This window comes from Lewinella sp. LCG006 (assembly GCF_040784935.1).
Taxonomy (GTDB): Bacteria; Bacteroidota; Bacteroidia; order Chitinophagales; family Saprospiraceae; genus Lewinella.
The window spans coordinates 490,074-515,476 of sequence record NZ_CP160680.1 but is presented as its reverse complement, the minus strand read 5'-3'; the positions used below and the strand labels follow the sequence as shown (position 1 = coordinate 515,476).

The 25,403-nt window shown below is 47.8% G+C and carries 13 protein-coding genes; 8 read left to right on the top strand and 5 right to left on the bottom strand.

The annotated features are described in order from the left end of the window. Positions 1 to 91: 91 nt before the first annotated feature. From rpoC to AB0L18_RS01685, 8 genes are all read left to right on the top strand, one after another. Positions 92 to 4,399 (top strand): DNA-directed RNA polymerase subunit beta', encoded by a 4,308-nt coding sequence (gene rpoC, locus AB0L18_RS01720; protein ID WP_367390864.1) that lies wholly within the window; start codon positions 92 to 94, stop codon positions 4,397 to 4,399. 172 nt (positions 4,400 to 4,571) lie between these two features. Beyond that, positions 4,572 to 5,204: a hypothetical protein gene (locus AB0L18_RS01715; protein WP_367390863.1), complete on the top strand. Its 633-nt coding sequence runs from the start codon at positions 4,572 to 4,574 to the stop codon at positions 5,202 to 5,204. Positions 5,205 to 5,259: 55 nt separating this feature from the next. Further along, entirely contained in the window at positions 5,260 to 6,333 is a 1,074-nt protein-coding gene (locus AB0L18_RS01710; RefSeq protein ID WP_367390862.1) for a DUF4178 domain-containing protein, read from the top strand. Between the two features lie 361 nt (positions 6,334 to 6,694). Further along, positions 6,695 to 9,103, top strand: a complete 2,409-nt coding sequence (locus AB0L18_RS01705; protein ID WP_367390861.1) for a TonB-dependent receptor — start codon at positions 6,695 to 6,697, stop codon at positions 9,101 to 9,103. An 84-nt stretch (positions 9,104 to 9,187) separates the two neighbouring features. Then, a complete protein-coding gene (locus AB0L18_RS01700; RefSeq protein WP_367390860.1) occupies positions 9,188 to 10,870 on the top strand; it encodes a hypothetical protein in 1,683 nt (560 codons plus the stop codon). A 221-nt stretch (positions 10,871 to 11,091) separates the two neighbouring features. Then, a complete protein-coding gene (locus AB0L18_RS01695) occupies positions 11,092 to 11,694 on the top strand; it encodes a hypothetical protein (protein WP_367390859.1) in 603 nt (200 codons plus the stop codon). Between the two features lie 198 nt (positions 11,695 to 11,892). Beyond that, entirely contained in the window at positions 11,893 to 14,106 is a 2,214-nt protein-coding gene (locus tag AB0L18_RS01690) for a serine hydrolase (RefSeq protein ID WP_367390858.1), read from the top strand. 166 nt (positions 14,107 to 14,272) lie between these two features. Then, positions 14,273 to 16,237 (top strand): T9SS type A sorting domain-containing protein, encoded by a 1,965-nt coding sequence (locus tag AB0L18_RS01685; protein ID WP_367390857.1) that lies wholly within the window; start codon positions 14,273 to 14,275, stop codon positions 16,235 to 16,237. Positions 16,238 to 16,485: 248 nt separating this feature from the next. On the opposite strand, the gene AB0L18_RS01680 is transcribed toward AB0L18_RS01685, so the two are convergent. The 5 genes from AB0L18_RS01680 to AB0L18_RS01660 form a co-directional block, all read right to left on the bottom strand. Continuing rightward, the gene (locus AB0L18_RS01680; RefSeq protein ID WP_367390856.1) at positions 16,486 to 17,715 is read right to left on the bottom strand and encodes an S-adenosylmethionine:tRNA ribosyltransferase-isomerase; all 1,230 of its coding nucleotides are present in this window, start codon (positions 17,713 to 17,715) and stop codon (positions 16,486 to 16,488) included. A gap of 54 nt (positions 17,716 to 17,769) precedes the next feature. After that, positions 17,770 to 19,263, bottom strand: coding sequence for a hypothetical protein (locus AB0L18_RS01675; RefSeq protein WP_367390855.1), 1,494 nt, complete (start codon positions 19,261 to 19,263; stop codon positions 17,770 to 17,772). Positions 19,264 to 19,615: 352 nt separating this feature from the next. Further along, a complete protein-coding gene (locus AB0L18_RS01670) occupies positions 19,616 to 22,777 on the bottom strand; it encodes a tail fiber domain-containing protein (protein ID WP_367390854.1) in 3,162 nt (1,053 codons plus the stop codon). 19 nt (positions 22,778 to 22,796) lie between these two features. Continuing rightward, positions 22,797 to 23,300, bottom strand: coding sequence for a T9SS type A sorting domain-containing protein (locus AB0L18_RS01665; protein WP_367390853.1), 504 nt, complete (start codon positions 23,298 to 23,300; stop codon positions 22,797 to 22,799). Between the two features lie 396 nt (positions 23,301 to 23,696). Then, positions 23,697 to 25,391, bottom strand: coding sequence for a T9SS type A sorting domain-containing protein (locus AB0L18_RS01660; protein WP_367390852.1), 1,695 nt, complete (start codon positions 25,389 to 25,391; stop codon positions 23,697 to 23,699). Positions 25,392 to 25,403: the final 12 nt, after the last annotated feature.

Genomic DNA, 25,403 nt, shown 5'->3' with positions numbered 1-25,403 from the left:
CCTTCGTTAAGGGTTTTCGGGCCTCTCGGTAGTGATTCGAAAACCCTTAACTTCAGAAATTAATTTGCATTGGTTTTTCAAAATAGTTGATATGCCATTTAGAAAAGATAATCCTATCCAAAACCAGAACTTCGAGAACATCACCATTTGCCTGACGTCGCCTGACGACATCCTGGAGCGCTCTTATGGTGAGGTATTGAAGCCCGAGACTATCAACTACCGGTCGTATAAGCCGGAGCGTGATGGTCTTTTCTGTGAGCGGATTTTCGGCCCGGTTAAGGACTACGAGTGTTACTGTGGTAAGTACAAGCGTATTCGTTATAAGGGCATCGTTTGTGACCGTTGTGGGGTAGAAGTGACGGAGAAGAAGGTGCGGCGCGAGCGGATGGGACACATCAAATTGGTGGTTCCTGTTGTACATATATGGTTCTTCAAGTCTTTGCCTAACAAGATTGGTTATCTCTTAGGTTTCTCTTCCAAGAAACTGGAATCGATCATCTACTACGAGCGTTATGTAGTGATCCAACCTGGTATCAAAGGAGAAGAAGGCATTGAGGTCAACCAGTTGTTGACGGAAGAAGAATACTTGGACATTTTGGATACCCTACCAGCAGAAAACCAAATGTTGGAAGAGGGCGATCCAAACAAGTTCATCGCTAAAATGGGTGCTGAAGCCATTCGCGATTTGCTGATTCGTATTGATCTGGACCAGCAGTCGTTTGACTTGCGCCACCAGGCAAATACAGAAACCAGCCAGCAGCGTAAATCTGAGGCACTAAAGCGCCTGCGTGTTGTGGAAGCTTTCCGCGATGCACAGACTCGCGTGGAGAATCGCCCTGAGTGGACGATTATCCAATACTTGCCGGTTGTTCCACCGGAATTGCGTCCGTTGGTGCCACTAGATGGTGGCCGTTTCGCAAGTTCTGATTTGAATGACCTTTACCGCCGGGTTATCATCCGTAACAATCGTCTCAAGCGTTTGTTAGAAATCAAAGCGCCGGAAGTAATCTTGCGTAATGAGAAGCGGATGTTGCAGGAGGCTGTAGATTCACTATTTGACAACTCTCGTAAGTCCAATGCGGTGAAAGCCGAAGGAGGACGTGCGCTTAAGTCATTGAGTGATATCTTGAAAGGTAAGCAGGGACGTTTCCGCCAGAACCTTCTGGGTAAACGTGTTGACTACTCTGGTCGTTCTGTAATTGTAGTAGGACCTACATTGCACCTGCACGAATGTGGTATTCCTAAGGGAATGGCGGCGGAATTATTCAAGCCGTTTATCATTCGTAAGCTGATCGAACGCGGTATTGTTAAGACCGTAAAGTCAGCTAAGAAATTAGTAGATCGCAAGGAGCCCATTATCTGGGAAATCCTCGAAAATATTCTGAAAGGCCACCCTGTACTTTTGAACCGGGCGCCAACGCTTCACCGTCTTTCTATTCAGGCTTTCCAGCCTAAACTGATTGAGGGTAAGGCTATTCAGTTGCACCCATTGGTATGTGGCTCTTTCAACGCCGACTTTGACGGTGACCAGATGGCTGTTCACGTACCATTGAGCCAAGCTGCCATTTTGGAGGCACAGGTGTTGATGCTTTCTTCGCACAACATGCTGAATCCACAGAACGGTACGCCGGTGACACTGCCTTCTCAGGATATGGTACTCGGTTTGTACTATATCACCAAAGAGCGTCACTCTACCAAGGAGATAAAAGTTAAAGGCGAAGGCCAGTCTTTCTACTCTGCGGAAGAAGTTATGATCGCTTACAATGAAGGTAAGTTGGACTTGCATGCAGCGATCAAAGTGCGTGCACGGATTGAGGATGAGGACGATAAAATGGTCACCAAGCTGATTCAAACGACTACCGGACGGGTACTCTTTAATCAGGCGGTACCAGAAACAGTGCCTTACATCAACGTATTGTTGACGAAGAAAAACCTCAAAAAGGTAATTGCAGATATTCTTGAGCGTACCGATTTCGGTGTTACGGCTACCTTCCTTGATAAGATCAAGGACATGGGCTTTAGCTGGGCGTTCAAAGGTGGTTTGTCCTTTAACTTGGGAGATTTGATCAACCCATCCATCAAACTGAGCATGCTTGAGCAAGCACAGGCGGAAGTGGACGAAGTGTGGGATAACTACAACATGGGTCTGATTACCAACAATGAGCGTTACAACCAGATCATTGATAAGTGGACGTATGCGGATAACCGTATTACTGATACCTTGATGAAGGAGTTGTCGGTTCATAAGCAAGGTTTCAACTCGGTATACATGATGCTTGACTCCGGGGCACGTGGTTCTAAGCAGCAGATTAAGCAGCTTTGTGGATTGCGTGGACTGATGGCTAAGCCGAAGAAATCAGGTGACAGCGGCGGCGCCGTTATTGAGAATCCGATCCTTTCAAACTTCGTTGATGGATTGTCCGTACTTGAGTACTTTATCTCTACGCACGGTGCCCGTAAAGGTCTGGCCGATACGGCATTGAAGACAGCGGATGCAGGATACCTGACTCGTCGTTTAGTTGACGTTTCTCAGGATGTAGTCATCATGGAAGAAGATTGTACCACGCTACGTGGTCTGGAAACAACGGCACTGAAAGATAACGAAAAAGTTATCGAGCCTCTTGTTTCTCGGATTGAAGGGCGCTACACCTTGCATGATATTGTTCACCCTGTTACGGATGAAGTTATCTTGGAGGCTGGTGAGTATATTGATACGCCTACAGCTCGCTACATTGAAGAGGAAGGCGTAGAAACGGTATACATCCGTTCCGTTCTTACCTGTGAAACACAGCGTGGTGTTTGTGCGAAGTGTTACGGCAAGAACCTGGCTACTGGCCGAATCACGGAAAAAGGCGATGCCGTTGGTATTATTGCTGCCCAATCCATTGGTGAGCCGGGTACTCAGCTTACGCTACGTACCTTCCACGTGGGTGGTATTGCAAGTGTGAACAAGACGGAATCAGAACTGACTTCTAAGTTTGCTTGTAAGCTGGAGTTTGACGGTATCCGTTTCACGGAATCTACCGACGAATCTGGTAAGAAAGTAAAAGTGGTATTGTCTCGGACGGGTGAGATTCGTTTCATGGATCCAGAGACTGGCCGTCAGTACGGTTCTAGCTATATTCCTTATGGTGCAACCTTGCAGGTGAAGGATGGTCAAATGGTAGAAAAAGGTGATCCTCTCTGTGAGTGGGATCCTTTCAACGCCGTAATCATTTCTGAATTTGGTGGTGTTGCGAAATTCGAAGATGTTGAAGAAGGGGTAACCTTCCGCGTTGAACGTGACGACCAGACAGGCTACGCCGAGAAGGTAATTATCGACTCTAAGAAAAGCCGTAAGATTCCTACCATTCGGATTTTGTCTAAAGCAGGAGAAGAACTTCGTTCTTACAACCTACCTGTAGGATCCTATATTTCGATTGAAGATGGTCAGGAAGTGAAGCCTGGTGATAAAGTCGTTAAGATTCCTCGCCAGATGGGTAAGATTGCGGATATCACCGGTGGTTTGCCACGGGTAACGGAACTTTTCGAAGCGCGTAATCCATCTAACCCTGCTGTTACTTCTGAAATCGACGGTATTGTAAGCTTTAGCCCGAAAATCAAGCGCGGTAACCGCGAAGTGATTGTAACGGCAAAAGACGATCAGCGCCGTAAGTACTTGATTAATCTTTCTAAGCACATCCTGGTTCAGGAAGGTGACTTCGTAAGAGCGGGTACCCAGTTATCGGATGGTGCTGTTGCACCACGCGATATTCTGAATATCAAAGGCCCATTCGCCGTACAGACTTACCTCGTAAATGGTGTACAGGAAGTATATCGTTCTCAGGGTATTACCATCAATAACAAGCATATTGAGGTAATCGTACGCCAGATGATGCGTCGTTTACAAATTGAAGATTCAGGAGATACGCCATTCCTGGAAGGAGAGGCGGTAGAACGCTATGACTTCCTGGAAACCAACGATTGGATTTTCGATAAGAAAGTCATCCTCGACGCTGGTGAATCAACGAAGTTGAAAGCTGGACAGTTGGTAACGGTACGCCAATTGCGGGAAGAGAATTCTTACCTCAAGCGTAACGATAAGAACCTGGTTCAGTACCGCGATGCTCAGCCTGCAACGTCTAAGCCAATTCTGCAAGGTATTACCAAGTCTTCTTTGGGCACGGTGAGCTGGATTTCAGCTGCATCCTTCCAGGAAACGACGAAAGTACTCAGTACTGCAGCCATTGGCGCTAAGCGCGATGGGTTGATGGGACTTAAAGAGAACGTTATTGTCGGTAAGCAGATTCCTGCAGGTACCGGTTTACGTGAATACAACCGCCTTTTTGTAACGACCAAAGAAGCTCAGGAAGCCTGGGAAACTCGTCGTGCAGAAATGGAGGAAATGGAAGACTATTAGCCTAAAGGGTGATCTACCCCTTAGCTGATAAATAAAAAATCCCGGATCTTGCTATGGCAAGGTTCGGGATTTTAATTTTAGGAACAGAAAGAAAAGATATCCACTTCGCTATTTTTCGGTTATACCCAACCTTTACGAAAGGCTGCTCGTCTTAACATAAAAACAAGGACTAATGAATTCACTCAGAACCGCCACTTTAACCCTGTACTTCTTTATCGGTATACTGATTCCAGCTTGTGACTGGTCGATCACCGATGACTGTAACTGTGATGGTTACCGCTATTTTAATATTACGGATATGGAAGTACGAACTTTTCCAGGACAACTTCAAGGGACAGAAGTAGTTCCTAATCAAGAGCTTCGTCTTGAGGAGTTTGGTGGTTTTTATGTAGATTATTTGGTGGACTATCACGCGCAACAACAGCCCAAAAAAGACTGGTCGCTCAGTTTGATGAATACTGCCCTGGCTTGTTCTTGTGCTGTTGGTTATGATGGCTCAAAAAATCAAGAGCTGGTAGCCTTTACCGTAAAAACGGTGAATGATTTTGATGCAGAACATCCTGCGGGCAGCCTTATTAACGATCTGATTCAGTATGAAGGGAGCTATTTTTTTAGCGATGTACAGCCGCTGGAAGATTTTCTTGAATTGGAACAACAGGGAAAGATCTTTTACGAAGACATGCTGTTGAGTATCAACAAGGCTCCTACTTTAAACTCGCTTTTCCAGGTGGAGATAGTGATGGAACTGTCCACCGGAGAACGTTTTGAGGTGTTGAGTACCCCCTTCGTTTTATTACCTAACTAGTGCTATTTTAGGACGTAGGCTATTCTTTAGAAAGTTTTTTCTGTATCTTTCTGGGATGAAACGTCTTGAACTTACCCGTACAAATTACGAATTGGCCGTCAGCTACCGCTGGCGTAATCCCGTCGCTTATTTTTTGATTTTCTTCTGCCTTTTTTGGGATGGTTTCCTGGTGATGTGGTACGGTATTGGGCTTACATCAGGTGGCGGCATGCCTGCAATGTTTTTTTTATTCCCCTTGATTCATGTAGCAGTAGGTGTAGGGCTTACCTACTACACGATTTGCTTATTTGTAAACAAGACGCTTATTCGAGCTGATCAACGTACACTTTCGGTAAAGCATAGTCCTCTTCCTTGGCCCAGAGGGAATAAAGAAATGGCAGTGAGGGACATACAGCAGCTATTCGTTCAAGAAAAGACAGGTAACAAAGGGCATAAGTACCATATTTTGAGTGCTCAACTAAAAAGTGGAAAAATACTGACCTTGCTTCCCAATGTAAGTGCTACGCCAGAAGAGCTGCTACAGCTTGAACGATCTATCGAAGACTATCTTGGTATTCCTGATCAACCCGTCATAGGAGAAATGGCGGGGCGTACCAAGATGGCTGGAGAACTGGGAGAACGCCGCCGCACCCCGAGTTTGTCGCCCGGCTATTCAGGTAGGGTGGGCGTAGAGGTCGCTGAGGTAGGTGACTTTATCACTTATGCAGGCCGTACATTTGAAGTGTCTCACCTAAGTATCTATCAATGGAATGATGGGAATACGGATCGTCAACTTCAATTGGCAGCAGTTGATGGTCAACACGCTCTGCTTTATGTGATGCAAAACAAGGGACTATTTAAGTTGTTTTTGGAAGTGGAATTTACCAAAGCTCAACAACTGGCACTTGACTTTGATGCTATTCCTACCCCTGCCGAAATAACTTACCAAAAGGTAAACTACGAAATCTTTACGCAGCAGGCAGGGCAACAGTTTTTATCTGGACAAACCGCAGGTCTCTCTGCTTCCCAATGGATCTATCGAACTGCTAAAGGTGATGAGCAACTCCGTATTCTCGACCATAATGGCATGCAAACAGTGTACTTTGGCCAAGAGGAAATTTCGGCAGCTTTTGATGTATTGCAGCCATAAGGCTTTGGTTTTTAGTTTCTAGCAAAGCAGAAAATGAAAATCTTTTTGTGATCCAACACTTATTGAGGTTCTATTCACAACAATCCGCCGACTCTTGGGTTCCAACTTGTTGTTATGTTCAAAAAGCAAACAGGTCCCCAAGGGGATTATTGTTTGTGTACATAGTCCTCCAAGGCAGGATTTGTGAATTCTGACTTGCCCTTTTCCCGTCTCGCTGCGTTAAAAAGCCTCGCCAACGCGCTGCGTTGCCTACGTTTTTTGCCTTGCGAGTCGAGAAAATAGCGTCGTCATCCTTTCACACCACGGAGTAGCCGCGAAGCGAAATCCTACCTTGACGGACTATACAATCAATAAGGAATCGATGAAAAATTATCTTTCACTTCTCTTCTTTTTTCTCTTGTGGCAAGCCTCTATGTTCGCCCAGACGGGCATCATCAAAGGTAAACTGACGGATGCCCTTACCAACGAGCCAATTGCCTTTGGTGACGTACTGGTTATTGGTACCGACAAAGGGATCGCCACTGATATTGATGGTAATTACCAAATTGAAGGTTTGTCACCAGGTCTGTATGATATCAGAGCTAGTTATCTAGGGTACAAAGAGCAGACCCAGTATGAAGTGCAGGTAACGACAGCTCGTCCTGTTGAAGTGAATTTCGCGCTGGAGGAACAAGCAGAAGTGCTGGAAGAAGTAGTTGTCAAAGCTTCTCCATTCCGGAAAACAGCAGAAAGCCCGGTGAGCTTACGTACCATTGGGGTCGCCGAAATTCAACGAAATCCTGGTGGCAACCGTGATATCAGTAAGGTGGTACAAGTGCTTCCAGGGGTCACGTCCGGGGTTGCTTTTCGCAATGATCTGATTATTCGTGGAGGCGCAGCAAATGAAAACCGTTTTTACCTGGATGATGTAGAAGTACCTAATATCAATCACTTTGCGACCCAGGGCGCGGGAGGCGGCCCTGTTGGGCTGATCAATGTCAACTTTATTCGTGAGGTAGATTTCTACAGTGGTGCTTTTCCAACCAACCGAGGGAACGCGCTAAGTTCTGTATTTCAATTTCGCCAACGGGATGGTCGTAGCGATCGCCTGGGGGGGACCTTTATGGTCAGCGCTACCGACGTTGGTGCTACGCTAGAGGGGCCCATTGGTGATAAGACAACCTTTCTGGCATCAGCCCGGCGTTCCTATTTGCAGTTGCTCTTTAAAGCACTGGAACTGCCCTTTTTACCTACCTATAATGACTTTCAGGTAAAAGTAAAACACAAGATCAACGAGCAAAACGAAATCAGCTTTATTGGTTTGGGAGCAGTAGACCAGTTTAAGCTCAACCTCGATGCTAATGAGACGGAGGACCAACAATTTTTGTTGGCTAATCTACCCGTAGCGCCGCAATGGAACTATACCAATGGATTAGTCTATAAACGTTATCGTGATGATGGCTTTTGGACTTTTGTACTTAGCCGTAATATGCTGAATAACGAATCGGAGAAATACCGCAACAACGACGACAGCACCGAAGAGAACCTGGTCTTGCGTTATCGCAGCCAGGAAATAGAGAATAAATTTCGTGCCGAAGATGTGCGCCAGGTTGGTGAGTATAAAGTAGGCTATGGTATCAATTACGAATACGATAAGTACAACAACCGTACGTTCAATCGCATCTTTACCACCGCAGGCGCTCAGGACATTGATTATGCTTCTGATTTTACGATGCACCGCTACGGCTTTTATACCCAGGCTAGTAGAGATTGGTTCGACGAGCGACTGGTCTTATCCTTAGGCGTCCGTTTTGATGGGAACAGCTATTCTGAAGAGATGAGCAACCCTTTGCAGCAGGCTTCTCCTCGACTCTCCCTGAGCTACGCACTGAGTCCTTCTTTTTCTTTCAACTTCAATACGGGGCGGTATTTTCAACTGCCTTCCTATACTTTGCTGGGCTACGAGGAGGAAGGTAAACTGGTCAATAAGGACAATGGGATCGGCTATCTGAAGAATTATCACGTAGTGGCTGGTTTTGAATGGAACACAGCAGCTAATTCCAAAATCACCATTGAAGGCTACTACAAAGGCTATCAGGATTATCCGCTACTACTGCGTGATAGTCTGACGATTGCTAATTTGGGGGGCGACTTTGGCGTAGTGGGCAATGAACCAGCAGTACCCTTTGCGGATGGCCGTGCTTACGGGATAGAGTTTTTGTTTCAACAACGCTTGTACAAAGGCTTCTACGGTATCTTTTCGTATACCTTGGGTTGGACCCAGTTTCAAGATAAAAATCGTGAATACGTACCTTCTGCCTGGGATACCCGCAATATCGCGAACCTGGCCGTAGGTAAGCGCTTTGGCAACAATTGGGAAATAGGTGTCAACTGGCGTTTTCAGGATGGATTGCCATTTACGCCCTTTGCAGCATCCTCTAACTTGGTGGTCAACTGGGAGCGTAATGCCCGGGGAATCCCTGATTATGGACAATTGAATACCTTACGGCAGGATGCCTTCAGTGCGATTGATCTGAGGGTAGATAAAAAGTGGTTCTTCGATCAGTGGAGCCTGAACATTTTCCTGGATATCGAAAATATTACGGGAGCAGCGGTGAGTGATACCGAACTTATCCTTGATCGCACCCTGGATGAGAACGGCAACCCCATCGGCGAGCCAACCATCATCAATCCTGATGCCCCTCAGGATGAACAACGCTACCTTTTAAAAGAACTGGAAACGGGTACGGGGACGCCACTGCCAAGTATCGGGATTATGATAGAATTTTAGCGGCGGCGCAAAACAAATTGAGCCTTAGCTATACTTTGCTTATTTTTAGGTTCATTCTTTGTTAAAACCACAATCCTTCCGGTCATGAGAATACTGTTGCTACTCCTCTTTGTTACACTTTGCTTGTGCAGCTGTGTCAATCCCCCCGAAAAGGTAGATGAAGCTGTGGCTTCTCCTCCCCCTGCTTCTCAATTAGGCGAAGTGTATCTCCCCGTGACAGGTAATGCTGCTGCCCAGAAGGCATTTAAAAAAGGCTTGCTACTCTTGCATAGTTTTGAATACGAGGATGCCCGCGCTGCTTTTCAAGAAGCACAAGCCGCAGATTCTACTATGGTGATGGCCTACTGGGGCGAAGCCATGACGCATAATCACCCCCTTTGGCGCCAATTGGCCGCAGAAGAAGGCCAGGCAGCATTGGCTAAACTTGCTCCTACGACCAAGGATCGACTGGTGCTGGCTGCTACGCCGCTAGAGCGCGATTTCATGGCTGCCGTAGAGCTGCTCTATCAAGAGGAAGGTACCAAGCAGGAGCGTGATCAGCAATACGCCAATCATTTGGCCAAAATGAAAAAGAAATATCCTGAACAGCAAGAAGTTGCCGCTTTTTATGCACTTTCCCTCTTAGGAGCGGTGCCTGTAGGGCGCGATGATGAGGCTTACGAGCACGCCGCCCGAATTGCGCAGGGCGTAATGGCTGAAAACCCAAATCATCCCGGCGCATTGCATTACCTTATCCACGCTTACGATGATCCCGCGCACGCGGCCAAGGCGATCCCTGCCGCCAATAGTTATTCACAAGTAGCTCCCTCGGCAGCACATGCTCTGCATATGCCTTCGCATATCTACGTATCCATGGGTATGTGGGAAGAAGTCATCCAGTCGAACATTGCTTCCTGGAAGGCCAGTGTTGACCGTATGAAGGAAAAAGGGCTGGATGACAACGCGCGCAGCTACCACGCCTTCCATTGGCGACTCTACGGCCTCACCCAGCAAGGGCGCTACGAAGAGGCTCGTCGTCAAATGACAGAATTCAAGCGTTATACGGCTACCGAGCCAGATGGGTCTGCACGTTCTTACATGGCATCCGTAACCGCTAATTACCTGGTAGAAACCGACGATTGGAGCAACGAAGAAGTAAAGGCCATTGATCCTGACCTGGAAGATATGAATATACTGGTGCGGGCTATTCAGCACTTTACCAATGGTTGGCGCGCTTATCTCGCCAAAGACCAGGATGCACTAGCTGCTATTTTGACTACCATGAGTAATGAACGCAAAGATGCTGCCAATCGGGTGACGGCCTCGGGCGCACCCATGTGCAGTGCAGCAGGATCGAGCCGGGAGTTACCCAATCAACTGGACATTGATCAGGCCTACGTTTTGGCCCTGGAATTGGAAGCTATGCAAGCTCAGTTAAAGGGTAACCTTACTGAAACGGAACGCTTGTTAAAAGCAGCAACGGTATTGGAACAGGCTACCAGCTACTCCTACGGCCCACCACGCATTGTACTGCCTTCTTACGAGCTCTATGGCCGTTGGCTACTGGAGCAGGGCCGCCCTACGGAGGCACTTGTGCAATTTGATTATGCGCTAGCCAAAGGCCCAGGCCGTCTGCACGCTTTGGCGGGGGCACTCCAAGCCGCCGAAGCCACCCGAAACAGCACCAGGGCCAAAGCACTTTATGAGGAGCTGAAAGCCAATTTGGAAAAGGCTGATCAGGCCGTACGTCTCCATTACCTTTCGGAGGAAATGTTATCCTCGATTTAAGATAGGGGGCGGTGCCGTCAGTGGCGGTGCATGGCAAACGTTCTGTTGCTGTGCACCGCCACTTTTGCTCCAGGCTATCCGTTCCGCCTTACGGAAGTCACTGCCAGAACTTCCGCTTTACTTATTCCGCTCTAATACTATCCTACTGATTCCCCATCTTATTGAGATAAAAAGGATACCTTAGACAGCACAAAATTTCAAAACCTATTAATACACCTAATATGAACCTTAATTATTTTTTTCTACTCATTGTACTGGCGCTGGCAGGGTGCAAAGAAGCTCCTCAACAAAATCAATTTTCAGCCGAAGAAAATGATAGTACCGAACAAACCGATAAAGCCACCGAACAAAACACGGGCGATTTAGCGCAGCAAGGAGATTACTCCTCTCTTTTTAATAGCCCGGATTGCAACGTAATTTCAGCAGAAGAAATAAGCACAGCACTTGGTCTGACCGTAACAGATATGGGCATTAAAGGTCGGTGTTCATTTGAGTCGAAATTTCCAAATAGCAGAACCTGGTATTTGACTATCGCACGGAATGATATGAGTAAAAGTGATATCCAGCGTGAAATAGCGACTTTTAAGTCAGACGAGACTGGGCAACTTGCGTTGCAAATCAGTGAAACGGGCGACACTTATTTTTGTATTCAGCACTCAAATGGTTATTTATCTATTTATAACCCTAATTACAACGGCAGCGTATTAATTCAATATGGGAGTGTTGGAGAATCAAGAGGTTTTAGCAAAGAGGAAAGGCTGGAACACCGAGCACTTGCTGTAAAATTAGCCAATACGTTATTAAAGGATGCCAAAGAAAAATAGACACGCCAACTACTTGTTACAAAGCTGTTAAACGGTTTTAAAACAAAACTTCACCATCGTTTTTTACCTAGTTTTAGTGAATTTCTTAAGCATACCACGCTAAGTAGTATGTGAAACAAGGCATAAAACTAGTCTCGACCACGGCTGTAGTGACGATTCGCATTACAATCATGGTAGAGATAGACAACAAAACGACGGATGAAAAACATTTTCAAAATCACCACTCTTTTATTCTATTCAACGCTCTTACTAAGTCAAGAAAACGAGCATTTATTCTTTTTAGAAACGGATACCAGCTGGCGAAAAGAAATGTTTGTGTTCCCTATCAATTTTGCACGCGACATTGATTTCCAAGGGGTCGAAGATGCAAGGTTCCCCAGGGGGTGGGAGCAGCTAGATAGCCCTAACTTTTGGTCCTATGTTTATGCCTGGAACTTGGAAAACAGCGGCGATGTTACGGAAGCCGATTTGGAAGCCAGTTTGCAAAAATATTTCGCCGGCTTAATGGGCTGGGATGCGACAAGCGCTCAGCTCTCTACAACGGACAACATCCTTTTCACCGGAGTGGTAAAAACCATGGATGCTTTTTTTACTAAAACGCCAATGGATCTCAATGTTCTTATTGAAAAAACATACTGCGAAGAAAAAAATAAATCAATAATACTCTTCAGGTTTTCCCCAAAGGGGTTTGAAGCCGATGTCTGGAATACATTAAAAGAAGTAAAACTTCCCCTTGTTGTTGCTGAATGTGGAGAAACCAAGGTGAAAAAAATCCATGACCTCATTCAGGCTTGTTATGACTACGGAAAATTTAACGGTTCTGTGTTAGTGGCAGAAAATGGTGAAATCATTTACAAGAATGGCTTTGGGCAAGCTAACATGGAGTGGAATATTCCCAATAAATCTAATACAAAACACCGATTAGCTTCCATTACCAAACAGTTTACAGCCATGGCAATTGTACAACTGGTGGCAGAGAACAAGTTGCAATTGGATCAACCGATCACGACCTATCTCCCTAATTATCCCAAAGTAAATGGTGACAGGATAACGATTCATCACTTACTTACCCATACTTCCGGTATCCCGAATTACACCTCCTTTCCCAACTACAGCGACCTGATGCTTGCTCCACATAGCACAAGGGATATTGTACGTCTATTTGAGGATTTGCCCCTTGAGTTTACGCCCGGAGAGCAATTTGCGTACAGCAATTCGGGGTATGTTTTATTGGGCGTCGTCATTGAAAAGATCACCGGTAAGCCTTATGAGCAAGTCTTGCAAGAGAAGATATTTTCACCGCTTGAAATGCATGACACGGGATATGACAAGCATCGTATTGTCTTGGAAAACAGGGCCTCAGGTTACAATAAGATTGCAAATACCTTTGAAAACGCCAGTTACATAGACATGTCTGTACCTTTTGCGGCAGGGGCGCTTTATTCAACAGTTGAAGACCTATACCGTTGGGACCGCGCCTTGTACACGGAAAAATTGTTGCCCAAAGCTTACATGGATTTATTATTTGAGGCACACACTTCCGCTTGGGGCCAACACTATGGCTACGGCTGGGAAATTGGCAAATTACGCATTGGAAATAGTCAGGAATTCACGTACACAATCGGTCATGGAGGTAGTATAAATGGTTTCAATACCCAGATCACACGTATACCATCAAACCAGTCGTTAATTCTATTATTTAACAACACTGGTGGTGCTCCTCTTTATGATATTACGACGGCTATCAACGGTATTCTTCATGATCAAGCCTACATCCTTCCCAAAAGGTCTATGGCTTATTCTTTGTTAGATAAAATCCAAAAGGAGGGGATTGCTTCTGGACTTTTATTTTACAATGAAATCAAAGCATCCGACGAATATCATCTCAATGAAAACGAGATGAATTTGGCAGGTTATCAGTTGTTGCAATCAGGTAGAACGGAAGATGCGGCAACTGTTTTTCAGTTAAATGTTGAGGCGTTCCCCAATTCTTTCAATGTTTACGACAGTTATGGCGAAGCACTTCTGGTACTTGGCGATACCGTCCAGGCTGTTGAAAACTACAAGAGGTCCGTTCAGTTGAATCCAGATAATGAAAATGGCATTCAAATATTGAAAGGAATCGGCATAAATACCGAATCGCTGATGATAAAAGTTCCTGTTGAGCATTTACGCCTATTGGCAGGAGAATACATATCAACTGACCAGGGCAGGGATTGGAAAATTGTGATAGAGGAGCTGGATGGAACTTTGTTTGGTAATGACGGAGGCTATAGATACAAACTAAACCCCATAGGAGACGATAAATTCATCAATCCGGATGATGGTGCCACCATAGTTTTTGATGCAAAAGACAAAAACGCAATTACTTTTGTGATTTTTGGAAGGGTGAACTTTAAGAAGGTGGAATAGAAAGAAAGTGTCTTTAGGATTGCGCAGAAAATAAGGTGTGTATTCAACTATTATGGAAAATTGCTTCTACTTTACTACTGTTCTTTACAGATGAACTTACGAAAAACCTTGCCTTGAGCTTGGTTTTTTATATAGCTCCTCACGTTAATACACCAAAACTATTGCTATGAAAACCCCTCTCCTGATTACTGCTTTTTTGATTACAAGCTGTTTACTTGCTGGTACTTTTTTTACCTCAATAAGAATACACGAAGGAAGGCAACCCTCAGCGGGGCTATCATTTCCACCTAGCAAAGCAAGCTTGTTACCTCAGGTCACCGCGCCGCTTTACGAGCACCTCTACGAAATCAATGAGCAATGGCTGACGGAAACTTCTCCGGTGGGTTACCTGGCCCTTGTGAAATTTCCAGATGATGGAGAACGCATCCGTACGCACCTGCAATTGGTGGAGGAGCTCCTTCGTACACGATCAGTTGCGCATCTTACCGCCGATCAGCAGCTGCGGCGAAGCACCGTGCTGGATCATTTGCAAACGTACTGGCAACGCGGCGTATTTCCGATCAACAACTATCAGCCAAATCGCCTGCCGGTATTTGTCGATGAAAAGAAAACGGCATGTGCCGTTGGGTACCTGCTTCAGGCTACCGGAGAGCAGGAGCTGGTGGCCCAGATCAGGGCAGAAAACAACTTCGCGGATTTACAGGAGCTACTTACTTATGCTGAACTCCCTGTCTGGGCAGCAGCCCATGGCTTCACGGCTGACGAGCTGGCGTGGATACAGCCGAGCTATGCCGTGCTTTACTTTGATGCCAGGCCCTTCGGCAATGATCTAGGCGTCACGGGTGGGCAAATTTTGGATATGAAGGTCTACAATAACGAACTGTATATGGCTGGGACTTTTTCCGAGATTGATGGATTTTCCGCTGATCACCTGGTCGCTTGGGATGGTACTGAACTGCGGTCACTGGCTGGTTTCTCCAATCTGGAAGGAGGTTTCTCAAGGATAGCTATTGACGAGAGCTCGGGTGATATTTACGCTATGGGTACCTTTTCGGCGATTGCCGGACAGGAGGAGATGCAAATTTTTGCCCGCTACCGCTCGGGAAATTGGGAGCGCCTTTTGGAGCTGCCCATCACCGAAGGCACGTTTACCGATTTGCTTTACCATCAAGGATTTTGTTACCTCAGTGGTGATTTTGATAGCCTGGCCGGCAATGAACTGATTCAAAAACTAGCGGCCTATAATACCACAACCGATACCTGGGAGCCATTTAATGAGCAGTATAGATTGACTGGCATCATTCGAGATATGGATATTTCCGGGGATTCGCTGTTATTAGGAGGCAGGGGGGGACTCTTGTGGGAAGGGGACACCTTAGCGGGTAATCTGATTTTGTTAAACTTAGGAGATCGCGCTTTTTTGGATGGAGCAAGCGTACCTCCAATGTCATACTCGGCTGTTGACTGTTTTTTGGTAGATGTTAGGAATAATCATTATGGGGTGAACTACACGGTGGTGGGCCTCCTTGAAGACGGAGACTATGGACTTGTTTTTACAAATGAGTTATCGAGTAATTACTTTGAGCCATTGGAGCTTTTAGAACTACCGACTATAAGTGGATATTATAAGTCACGCTACCTGTTTTATGGGGCATTAAATTTTGAATATTTGGGAGAAGACTCACCTCCTGTTGTTTTAACCCAAATACCTGGGGAAAGTGCTTCATTGTATTGGCCGCTTGTGAAAGCAGATGGAGCAGTGACCGCGCTCGCCGATTTCCAAGAAGAGTTGATCATCGCCGGTGATTTTACGGAAATACGAGGAATCGCCATCAATAACCTAGCGCGCGCTGACCTGCTGATTTCGGATACCGAAGAAGGCATCTCAGAAAATACCATCTCCGTAGGCACTGATGGGCGGGTACTCTTTATTCAGCATCTTCCTTCGGTTTTAGCTGCGCCTGCCCGTCTGGAGCTTTTTGATCTGGCGGGGCGGCAAGTTTGGTCGCAGGAAATCACCAATAGCACGACCACCCAACTTGAACCCAGCAGCCTGCCCGCTGGCAGCTACGCATACCGCTTGCTGGTGGATGGCCAATTGGCAGTGGGGCAGGTGGTTTTGGTGAGGTAGGTATAGCCAATGCCGAACAAGGAAGATTCAGCGGTAGATCAGAAATCGTATTAGAAGAGCCGGAGGATGGAGCTAAATCGGCGCGCAAGGCGAAGCCTGTAGCGCGCCGGACGGAGGAGGAGGCCAAAGGATGGAAGCGGTTCCTCTCTTTAGGATCGGGTTTCAAACCCAATCCTAAAGAGAGGAAAGAGCGGACAGCCTGGTGCCGAGAGATGGCATGGCCCAAAATATATGGCAGGCTCTTATTGCTAATCTACACGCCAAAGTAAGCTGCTATCTCCATAACTAAGGAAGCGAAAATCGTGCGCTAGGGCGTAGTTATACACTTTTTTCCAATCGTCTCCGATGAGGCTGGCAACTAGGAGCAGCAAGGTGCTACGCGGTTGGTGAAAATTGGTGATGAGGGCGCTGACCAGGCGATTGGGGTAGCCGGGCGCGATGAGCAATTGGGTGTAGCCTTCGAGTAAGTCGATTTGAGCGTTTTGGAAATGGGCCAATAATGCTGTAATAGCTTCGAGAGCTGTGGGCAACTCGTTGGCAGAAAGTTCGTAGGGTTCCCACTGGTCGACGATAAAGCCGTCTTGGATGGTGTTGCCTTTGACGAGGCGAACGCCCAGCCAGTAGAGGCTTTCCAGGGTGCGCATACTGGTGGTACCTACGGGAATGACGGGTGCCCCCGCGGCGAGGGTGTCCACTAAGGCCTGTACCAATGCCCGCTCCACGAAGATGCTCTCACGGTGCATATCGTGTTCGCCCAGGCTGTCGGTCGTAACGGGCTTGAAGGTGCCGGCGCCCACGTGAAGGGTGACGAATGACCGCTGAATACCTCGCTGATCCATTGCCTGGAAAACGGCTTCGGTGAAGTGCAGACCCGCCGTAGGTGCAGCCACCGATCCTTCGGGTTGGGCATAGATGGTTTGGTAGCGATCCTGGTCGGATGCTTCGCTGTCGCGGTTAAGGTAAGGTGGCAGGGGAATGATGCCTCCGGCGACCAGCAGCTCCCCAAAAGAAAGCGCTGGCGCGTCCCAACTAAAGGTAATCTGAAAAGGCCCTTCGAGCCAGTCGCCCCGCCGTGCGGTGAGGGTCACGGGGCCTTTGGGGGTGTTGATTTCCTGACTGATTTCGCCCGTTTTCCATTTGCGGTTGCCGCCCACCATGCACTTCCATGCTACGGCTTTTTGGCTCGATAGGCTTTGCTGATAGTCAAGCGGGCTGAGCGGTTCCAGGCACAGGATTTCAAGTGGCCGACCGTTAGCTAGTGTAAAGCGTAGGCGCGCGTGAATGACCCTGGTATTGTTGAAGACCAGCAAGCTGCCCGGAGGAAGCAAGCTGGGAAGTTCTTGGAAGACCTGCTCGGTGATCTCCCCCTGGCGGTAGATCAACTGTTTGGAGGCATCACGCTGCGGCAGTGGGTAGCGAGCAATACGGTGTTCCGGTAGTGGGTAATCGTAGTCGTCGATGTTGATGTGGTGTGGCAAGGGGGAATATTTTTTTCGAAACAAAAATACAAAAAGATAGTTCCACGCTATTACTTACTCCTTAACCGTACCGCGCAGCACACTGACGTTACTATTGAAGGGGTTGCCAGAAGCCCGCCGGAACGCAACGACTTGCCCTACGTGCCAGAGCGCATCGGCGAGGGGCCCATTGAGGGTGTTCCAGAAGGGGAGTACGGACTGGTTGTCGCCCCGTTGGAAGATGATGTTGAAGCGTTTCAGGTCTTTGGATTTGCTGTTTTTGAGGCGTTCGCTGGCAGCGGCAAGCAGGGTGAGGGTTTGGGTACGTTGCTCGATGAAAGACAGTTCTTCGGAGGGGTCACCACTGATGTTGGGGAGTTCCATGACGGCGTTGTGGACCACTTTGGCCAAGCCATGGATATGGTCGATGGTTTCGGCACTGGAACGTGATTCGGGTGTGGTGCGATAATCGAGATCTTGCTGGCGGAGGCCTTCGGTGGCCCAGTAGTAGCGAAAAGCCAGGCCGTCGATCGCGCGGGCGGCCACGGTAGCGGCATTGTACTTTTCGGGGGCATCGGGAATTTGCCGGTAAGGGAGGGTGAGGTCTGGTTCCATAAGTGCAGGTTCGGTAGTGGTGATGTCAATGAATTGGGTGCTGAGATAAACGTCTTGCCAATCGCCTTTTGAGAAGACGCCTACTTTGAAGTTGTAGGTGAATTCGTCTACTTTCTCCCAGGCATCGGTGAGGAGAAAACCTCCGTAATTGTAATGGTAATAAATATTGTTATCTCTCAAACTGATGGTGCCTTCGGTGACGGAGCCAAAGATGTCGTATTCCGCGAATAGGAGTTTTTCTTCGCCTTTGTTCCAGTAACGAATGCCATGGTTGCGCTGGCCCCAGGTGTTGTTGATAGGATCGATGATCCCGTGGGATTGGGCAATGACGGCAGCATCTTCCAAGTCCCAGTGGAAGCGGACTTCTTGCTGGAAGGCGTCGCCGTTGGCCCAGGCACCTTTGGCGCGCCAGGTTTTGCCCATCAAGGGCGCAAAGGCGGCACGCAAAGCTGGAGTCTGGTTTTTGACGGCTACCTCCACTTGCGGTACCAAGTTGAAATTGAAGGTGGAAGGTTGACCGTTTTCTTCCCCAGTGATGGTACGATTGAATTTGTTCCTTTCGGTGAAGGAATAGCGGACTTGGCGAGGATGGCTGTAGTCGCTGTTTTCGAAAAGAATGTGGTTGGCAGAAGAGGAGACTGCCTGGAATATTTTAGGCGCACTGTCTTTGATGACGCTAAAAAGCATCCATTTACCCGCTACCTTTTCGATACGGGAGGTACTGGCATAGAGCGTATCTTTTTTCTCCAGATAGACGGCACTGGACTCAAAGGTGGTGGCGTCGATCATCCGCCAGCTTTCGATCAATTTTCCGTTCCAGGCGGGTGAGCTCCATTCACCAATGAGGAGTTGGCTCAAATCTGGGAAAGGATCGGCTTTGATATTAGTGGCACTGGCAGCATCCAAGCACAAGAAAGGTAGAACAAAAAGCAGGGTGATTTTTCGGCTGAGCATAATCGGGTTGGGAATCAAGGATAAAATTCAAAGTTACGGAAGGTTTTGGAGAGCGTTTGTATAAATGCATTCCTGTATGAGCACGAATTGTGGTGATCGTATGATCGTGTTGGTACGATCGGGGGTCGCGCTGATCGTATGATCGTGTTGGTACGATTGGGGGTCGCGCTGATCGTATGATCGTGTTGGTACGATTGGGGGTCGCGTTGATCGTATGATCGTGTTGGTACGATTGACCTCCCTCCCTCTTGATCACCCATCTCCCCCCAAACAAAAAGTGACGCCAACTCACGTCAGCGTCACAGAATCAGTGGAGTGACTCCACTTGAGCTAGTTCATGGGGATTGCTCTTTTATTTCTGAATGAGTGCTTCCAGTTTTTGTAGCCGATTTTCCAAGGTTTGTAGCTGTTCTGCTTGCTGGGCCAATTGCGCTTTCTGTTGCTCAATGACCTCTTGTTGCTCCTGGATGGCAGCAATAGCAAGTACCGTCAGTTGGCTGTAATCCACCAGCAAGGTGGCTTCTTCTCCTTCTTTAGGCATGGTGGTGGTGACGACTGCTGGAAAAACGGTTTGTAGCTCTTGTGCTAGAAAACCAAAGTAATTACGTTCCAGATTCGTCTTGTAGTTGTAGGTTTTGGGTTGCAGTTGCAAAAGCTTTGAGAGTGTCCCGTTTAAAGTGCTAATATTTGTTTTCAAACGAGCATCCGAAGTAGGGGAGTAATTGCCGCTGGTCTGGTCAAAAGTGCCGCGGAGAGCGTTGTTGTGGTAGAGTGCCATGTTACCACCATTGGCGGCGGTAGAAGCTACGTAGAATTCCCAGTTTTCATTACTGTTGGTACCATTGTAGAGGAGCATACCGTATTCGCCACCCGTTGTACTGGTATTTTGCTGAATCCGGAGAGGATAGCCACGGGTATCATTAACGCCCGGTGCTACGCCCACATTCAGTTGTCGGGTACGCATTTCAATTTTTCCCTGACCAAAACCATTGGCGTCGGTGGCAATGAGTCGGGTGCGATCAAAAGTGCTGCTGGCACTAGCTGAAAAATTAATGCTAGGAGTACCCACTTCTAGTGCTCCACCAGTAGTACCGCCAACCGTAGCTGCGGGAATAGCCCAGCCTGAACCCAGGTTGCTACCAACCACCAATTCTTCATCCGGATTAGCGTTATTGATCCCTACCTGGCCATTGCCAAGAATGGTCATCCGATCGGCTGCGCCCTGATCATTTCTGAAATAGAAGTTCATTTTGCTATTCGCTGCACCAGTAGTACCATTTCTAGAGGTAGCCGCAATATGCCACTGGGCATCTGTATGTACGGTATTGCCAAAACCAAGACGGGCAAACTCATCTTGTGTTTCCTCAAGTAAAAGATGAACTTTATCTACCCCGGAGTTTTCCTGGACATGCAACCAAGCGTTTGCATCAAAGATATCTCCTACTTGAAATTCACCAGATTGTAGCATTCTGAAACGCGTAGTATAGGTCGACGAAGCATTGGGTTTGGAACGGTATTGTAAATCGGCACCACCATTGATGGTACTCATCCTCCAACGATTTCCATTGTCGGGGTAACCTAAATGAATGGCACCTAAATTCGATTGTATAAATAAATCACCAGCTATATGCATTTTCATTTCAGGGGTATTTGTACCAATGCCCACATTGCCTACTCCTGTCGTTAAAGCAGCCTGCCCAGAAGAAGTGGTATAGAAATAACCACCAACGCCACCACCGAAGCCATAGCCCAAAACCCCATAACCTGTGTTGGAATTGGAAACGCCCTGGACGCCTGCATAAAAATCATTCTCGGAATAACCGTAAACACCATGGCCATTCAAAGAGTGACCCAAAACACCTGCCCGATTAGCGGGTAATACTTCCGCGCCTGTACCTTGACTGCCTACTATACCATAGGCAGCATTGCCATCATTCTGGATATGAAAAGCAGCTCCTTCAACCGTAACTTCATCGTAATAAGGCAGTTCTATCACACCAGCAGGGCCTTGTGGTCCCGCAGGCCCTGTCATGCCAATTGGACCTGGTATACCTTGTGGTCCAGCAGGCCCCGCAGGCCCTGTTTCACCGGCGGGTCCCTGTGGTCCAGTAGCTCCGGTGGGTCCGGGAATACCTTGCGGGCCAGTAAGTCCTTGTTCGCCTTGCGGCCCGGTAGGGCCTTGTGGTCCTGTTGGTCCGGCAGGTCCTGTTGCGCCGGGAAGTCCCTGTGGTCCAGTAGCTCCAGTGGGCCCTGGAATACCTTGCGGCCCTGTGAGTCCAGTGGGCCCGGCTGGTCCAGTAGGTCCATCAGGTCCAGGGATACCTTGTGGACCTTGTGGGCCTTGGATTTGACCAACGTTGGTCCACATCATGCCGTCCCACACATAGCTGTTCCCGTCAGCGGAAACAATGTACAGGTCACCTTGGGTATTGCCTCCTGCGGGGAGATCTGCAATGGTGGCTACGGTTCCCTGGATAGAGATACCCGTGCCATCCTGTCCAGCGGGTCCCTGTGGACCGGTAGCTCCTTGTGGACCCATAGGTCCTGATAGTCCTTGCGGACCTTGAGCACCTTGTGGACCAGTAGCACCGACAGGCCCTGCGGGCCCAGTAGCTCCGGTAGGGCCGGTCATTCCCGCGGGCCCGGGTTCTCCTTGCGGTCCTTGTGGGCCTTGGATTTGGCCAACGTTGTTCCACATACTGCCATCCCAAGCGTAGCCATCGCCACTGGCGGTTACGATGTAAAGATCGCCCTGGCTAGCACCAGCGGGAAGGTCACCCACTGTGGGGACTGTACCGAGTAGATTGATGCCTGTTCCGGCTGGACCTTGCGGTCCGGCTGGGCCAGCAACACCTGGAGTACCTTGTGGACCAGCAGGTCCAGCTGGTCCAGTGGGCCCTTGCGGGCCGGTAGCGCCAGCAGGAATATTGACGGTGTTGCCATTACTGATCGTCAGATTCCCGCTAAGGGGATCAAACGTAAGGGTCTGACTATCGGTGCCACTTCCCGTGTTGAGGGTGACGGAATTGCCATCAGTGAGCGTCAGTATCTGGGTGACGGGATCATAAATGAGGTTTTGTAATTCGTCGGTTGGGTCATCGCTACCGCCTGAGCCACTTTCGCCAGCGTAAATGGCGTAAGGGACGGAAAGTAGCTGGCTGGTACCCAAATTGAGATAAGCAGTGCCACCTGCAGGATCAATATCTATTTTTAAGTAATAAGGATGATTGGCCCAATCTACATCGTTCATCGTGCCACTCAAGGGAATACCATTGCCAATGGCGAGGTCAAAGACGCCGAGTGGAGAAGTGGTAATGGTATGGCGTTCGGCGTAATCGACGAGTCCACTCACTCCATCGCGCACAATACTGACCCGCACCGCGAGGTTGGCACTGGCATAAGGTGAGCCCCCTGCATCGCGGGCAACCGCCTGAAATTTGAATTGCTGTGGGGCTTGAGCCCAGAGGCTGGCACTGAAGACCAGCAGGAAAATGAGTTGAAGTAAATGACGCATTTTTTTAGCGTTTTAGGGATTAGTGTTTGATTTTTAGTACTTGGAAGGTGCCAGTTCGACCCTCCTCGTCAGCTAGACGGAGCAGGTAGGTTCCCGCAGGATAAGCAGCAAGATCGACCACCTGCAAAGGCGTCACAATGGTTTCCTGCCAAAGCAGCTGACCATTCGTATTGTAAAGTGCTGCCTGGGTAGGAGCTAAATCGGGGAGTGCAATCCGGATACTTTCAGTCGTAGGATTGGGATAAATGTTGACTGCCCAATCAAGGGGGAGTAGTTCCTCGTTTTTTACCAAAAGGTCGTAGTAAGCACGGTGAAACCCTTCGCCGAGTTCCAGCCCGTTTTGATAACGAGCAACGGCCACTTCGCCCACCGTGAAGTGCAGGCTGCCGAAAATCAGGTTGTCATAATAATCACCAGCGTTACCGACAACGGTACGAGGTATGTCTTGCGCGCTCAAAGCACCTGCGCTGAGCAAAATGGCCAGGCAAGCGCTAAGGCCAAAATGGGGTGTGTTGTGCTTCATCAATAGGGATTTGTGTGAATAAGGAAAGGTGCCGCCACAGCTCTGTCCATAAGCCAGCAAGCTGGACAAGGACAGGCAAAGCATTAGAAGAGAAGGGATAACAGGTGTCATTACAATTGGATGCATTTGGCCATTGATGCACGCAATCAGGAAGGTGTTACCTGGAAGGGGATGTTTTTTTTGTAAAAAGATACATGAGTCCTTTGTTTTACGATGAGGTAGACGATGTTTTCGCCGTTTCTGTAAAAGTCAGGACTTAGAAGGGAGCAGAATTGCTCTTATTGGACAGGAGCTTGCTGGATTTATGCCATAGGCGCCACGTAGCGACCTCTTTGGGGCACTCGGCATTTTCGTCAAAATACTTAGTGTTGAATCAGAACAAGTCTATTAAGTTAATTACTGCTTTATCACCATAACGACCTGACTCACTCCTTCTCCTTCAAGGCGTAGGTAATAACTGCCATCGGGTAATTGCTCCAGCTCCAAAACTACCTCGCTCTGGCCAGGTGGTAATGGCTTATGCTGCAATGGCTGACCTAGCAGATTATATACGACAACCTGATCAAACACATTGAGATCTGGCGTCAACAAGAGGGTAAGCCGATCACTGAATAGGGTAGGATAAACGCTAAAAGGAGTGTTTACGCTAAGGTCTGAAGTACGGACGATGGGAGATGCCACTGCGCAATTGTAATTATTGTCCATGTCGGTTTCCATCGTTTCTCCGTTGGGGAAAGCCCACAAGCACAGACCAAATTCATCATTTTCCTGGGTGTGATAGATGTTGATGGTACCTAATGAGAGGGTCGTACTTTGGCCTGGTTCAAGATAGATTTCTGTTGTCCAATGCCTTTCTATCCAAGGGGGACAGACATTTTGTCCACATCCCTCCAGATTGAGCATAATGCTAGCTTCTTCAATCACCGCTGTCCCCTGGTTGCGAAGTGTTACCTCTACGTCACGAATGATGGCATCCATACAATTCGGGGCTTCCAAAGACACTTCGGCGGGTGAGTGAGTGATCATCTCGACGGCCAAATCTGTATCGGAAAGAATATCGGCCCCCGCAGGACTGAAGGATCTAATGAACAGATCTGATGGTCTTCTTATGGTACTATTCGCACTGGTATTATAGGCATCCTCGTAAGTGCCCGCGTAATACACGCGGTCGTTCTTAGCCACCGAAGTTAAGACGGCATAGTTATCGAGTTCGAGGCTTGGAAGAAGTGTAATGTTTTCCAAATCGTGGTTCAGTAAATGGATACCATCGGCTGTCAGTACGTAGAGGTAGCTGTTGTCGACTGTAAGTTCAAGAGGATTGTTCAAGGTTAGCTCTTGCAGTAATTCCAGGTCTTCACTCCATACTTGTAATCCATTACTGCGTAATACCAATAATTGGGTAGCATTGAGTGCTTCTATCGCGCTGCCATCTGTAATGGCTACTGTATTGATTGTGGTGGCAGTATTCGTTGCTAGGTTTAATTGAGCGGTAGTTAACGTTTCGTCTCCGAGAATGACAAATTTATCCAGCCCTAAAGCAGCAAGGCCTCGAACCAGCTCACTCGTCAACAGCTCATAGAACGAACCGCTGCGGTACAAGACCACTTTGTTGGCTTGGGAAGTCTCTTCTTCTCCGATCAATACGCTCCCATCTGGTAGTATAGCAAGATGGTATTTAGCGGCGAAGTTGGAACCAGGTAGTTCCACAAACTCACGCGTGAAGTTGTCGAGATTGATCTTGTACAACTGATCCGAATCTCCAACATCACAGCCATCAAGTGCCACCGCAAAATAAGAGAAATTACTGGCCGTATCGTGTACAATATTGCTGATATTCATAAGCGATCCAGATGATTCTTCAAAGAAAGCACTGACGTCTATATAGTCGCCTTCTTCCGTCGTCATCCCCACATAAAGCGAACCGTTGGTGGTGTCGTAATAACCCGCCGTCAATATTCTTCCGTCATTATTTACCGAAATTCCACTGATCACCGAGGTATGTGCCCGGGCGTATTGTTTGTTGATAGCTTGACCGAATAAGCTGGGCAGAAAAGAAATAGAAAGCAAGAGGAAGCCTATAGCGTTTTTCATAAAAGAGCGTTT

What these genes read in the sequence shown, in the direction of transcription:
- AB0L18_RS01670 (WP_367390854.1), bottom strand. Translation starts at nt 22,777, where the DNA reads ATGCGTCATTTACTTCAACTCATTTTCCTGCTGGTCTTCAGTGCCAGC.
- AB0L18_RS01675 (WP_367390855.1), bottom strand. Translation starts at nt 19,263, where the DNA reads ATGCTCAGCCGAAAAATCACCCTGCTTTTTGTTCTACCTTTCTTGTGC.
- AB0L18_RS01700 (WP_367390860.1), top strand. Translation starts at nt 9,188, where the DNA reads ATGAGAATACTGTTGCTACTCCTCTTTGTTACACTTTGCTTGTGCAGC.
- AB0L18_RS01660 (WP_367390852.1), bottom strand. Translation starts at nt 25,391, where the DNA reads ATGAAAAACGCTATAGGCTTCCTCTTGCTTTCTATTTCTTTTCTGCCC.
- AB0L18_RS01710 (WP_367390862.1), top strand. Translation starts at nt 5,260, where the DNA reads ATGAAACGTCTTGAACTTACCCGTACAAATTACGAATTGGCCGTCAGC.
- AB0L18_RS01715 (WP_367390863.1), top strand. Translation starts at nt 4,572, where the DNA reads ATGAATTCACTCAGAACCGCCACTTTAACCCTGTACTTCTTTATCGGT.
- rpoC (WP_367390864.1), top strand. Translation starts at nt 92, where the DNA reads ATGCCATTTAGAAAAGATAATCCTATCCAAAACCAGAACTTCGAGAAC.
- AB0L18_RS01690 (WP_367390858.1), top strand. Translation starts at nt 11,893, where the DNA reads ATGAAAAACATTTTCAAAATCACCACTCTTTTATTCTATTCAACGCTC.
- AB0L18_RS01705 (WP_367390861.1), top strand. Translation starts at nt 6,695, where the DNA reads ATGAAAAATTATCTTTCACTTCTCTTCTTTTTTCTCTTGTGGCAAGCC.
- AB0L18_RS01695 (WP_367390859.1), top strand. Translation starts at nt 11,092, where the DNA reads ATGAACCTTAATTATTTTTTTCTACTCATTGTACTGGCGCTGGCAGGG.
- AB0L18_RS01665 (WP_367390853.1), bottom strand. Translation starts at nt 23,300, where the DNA reads ATGAAGCACAACACACCCCATTTTGGCCTTAGCGCTTGCCTGGCCATT.
- AB0L18_RS01685 (WP_367390857.1), top strand. Translation starts at nt 14,273, where the DNA reads ATGAAAACCCCTCTCCTGATTACTGCTTTTTTGATTACAAGCTGTTTA.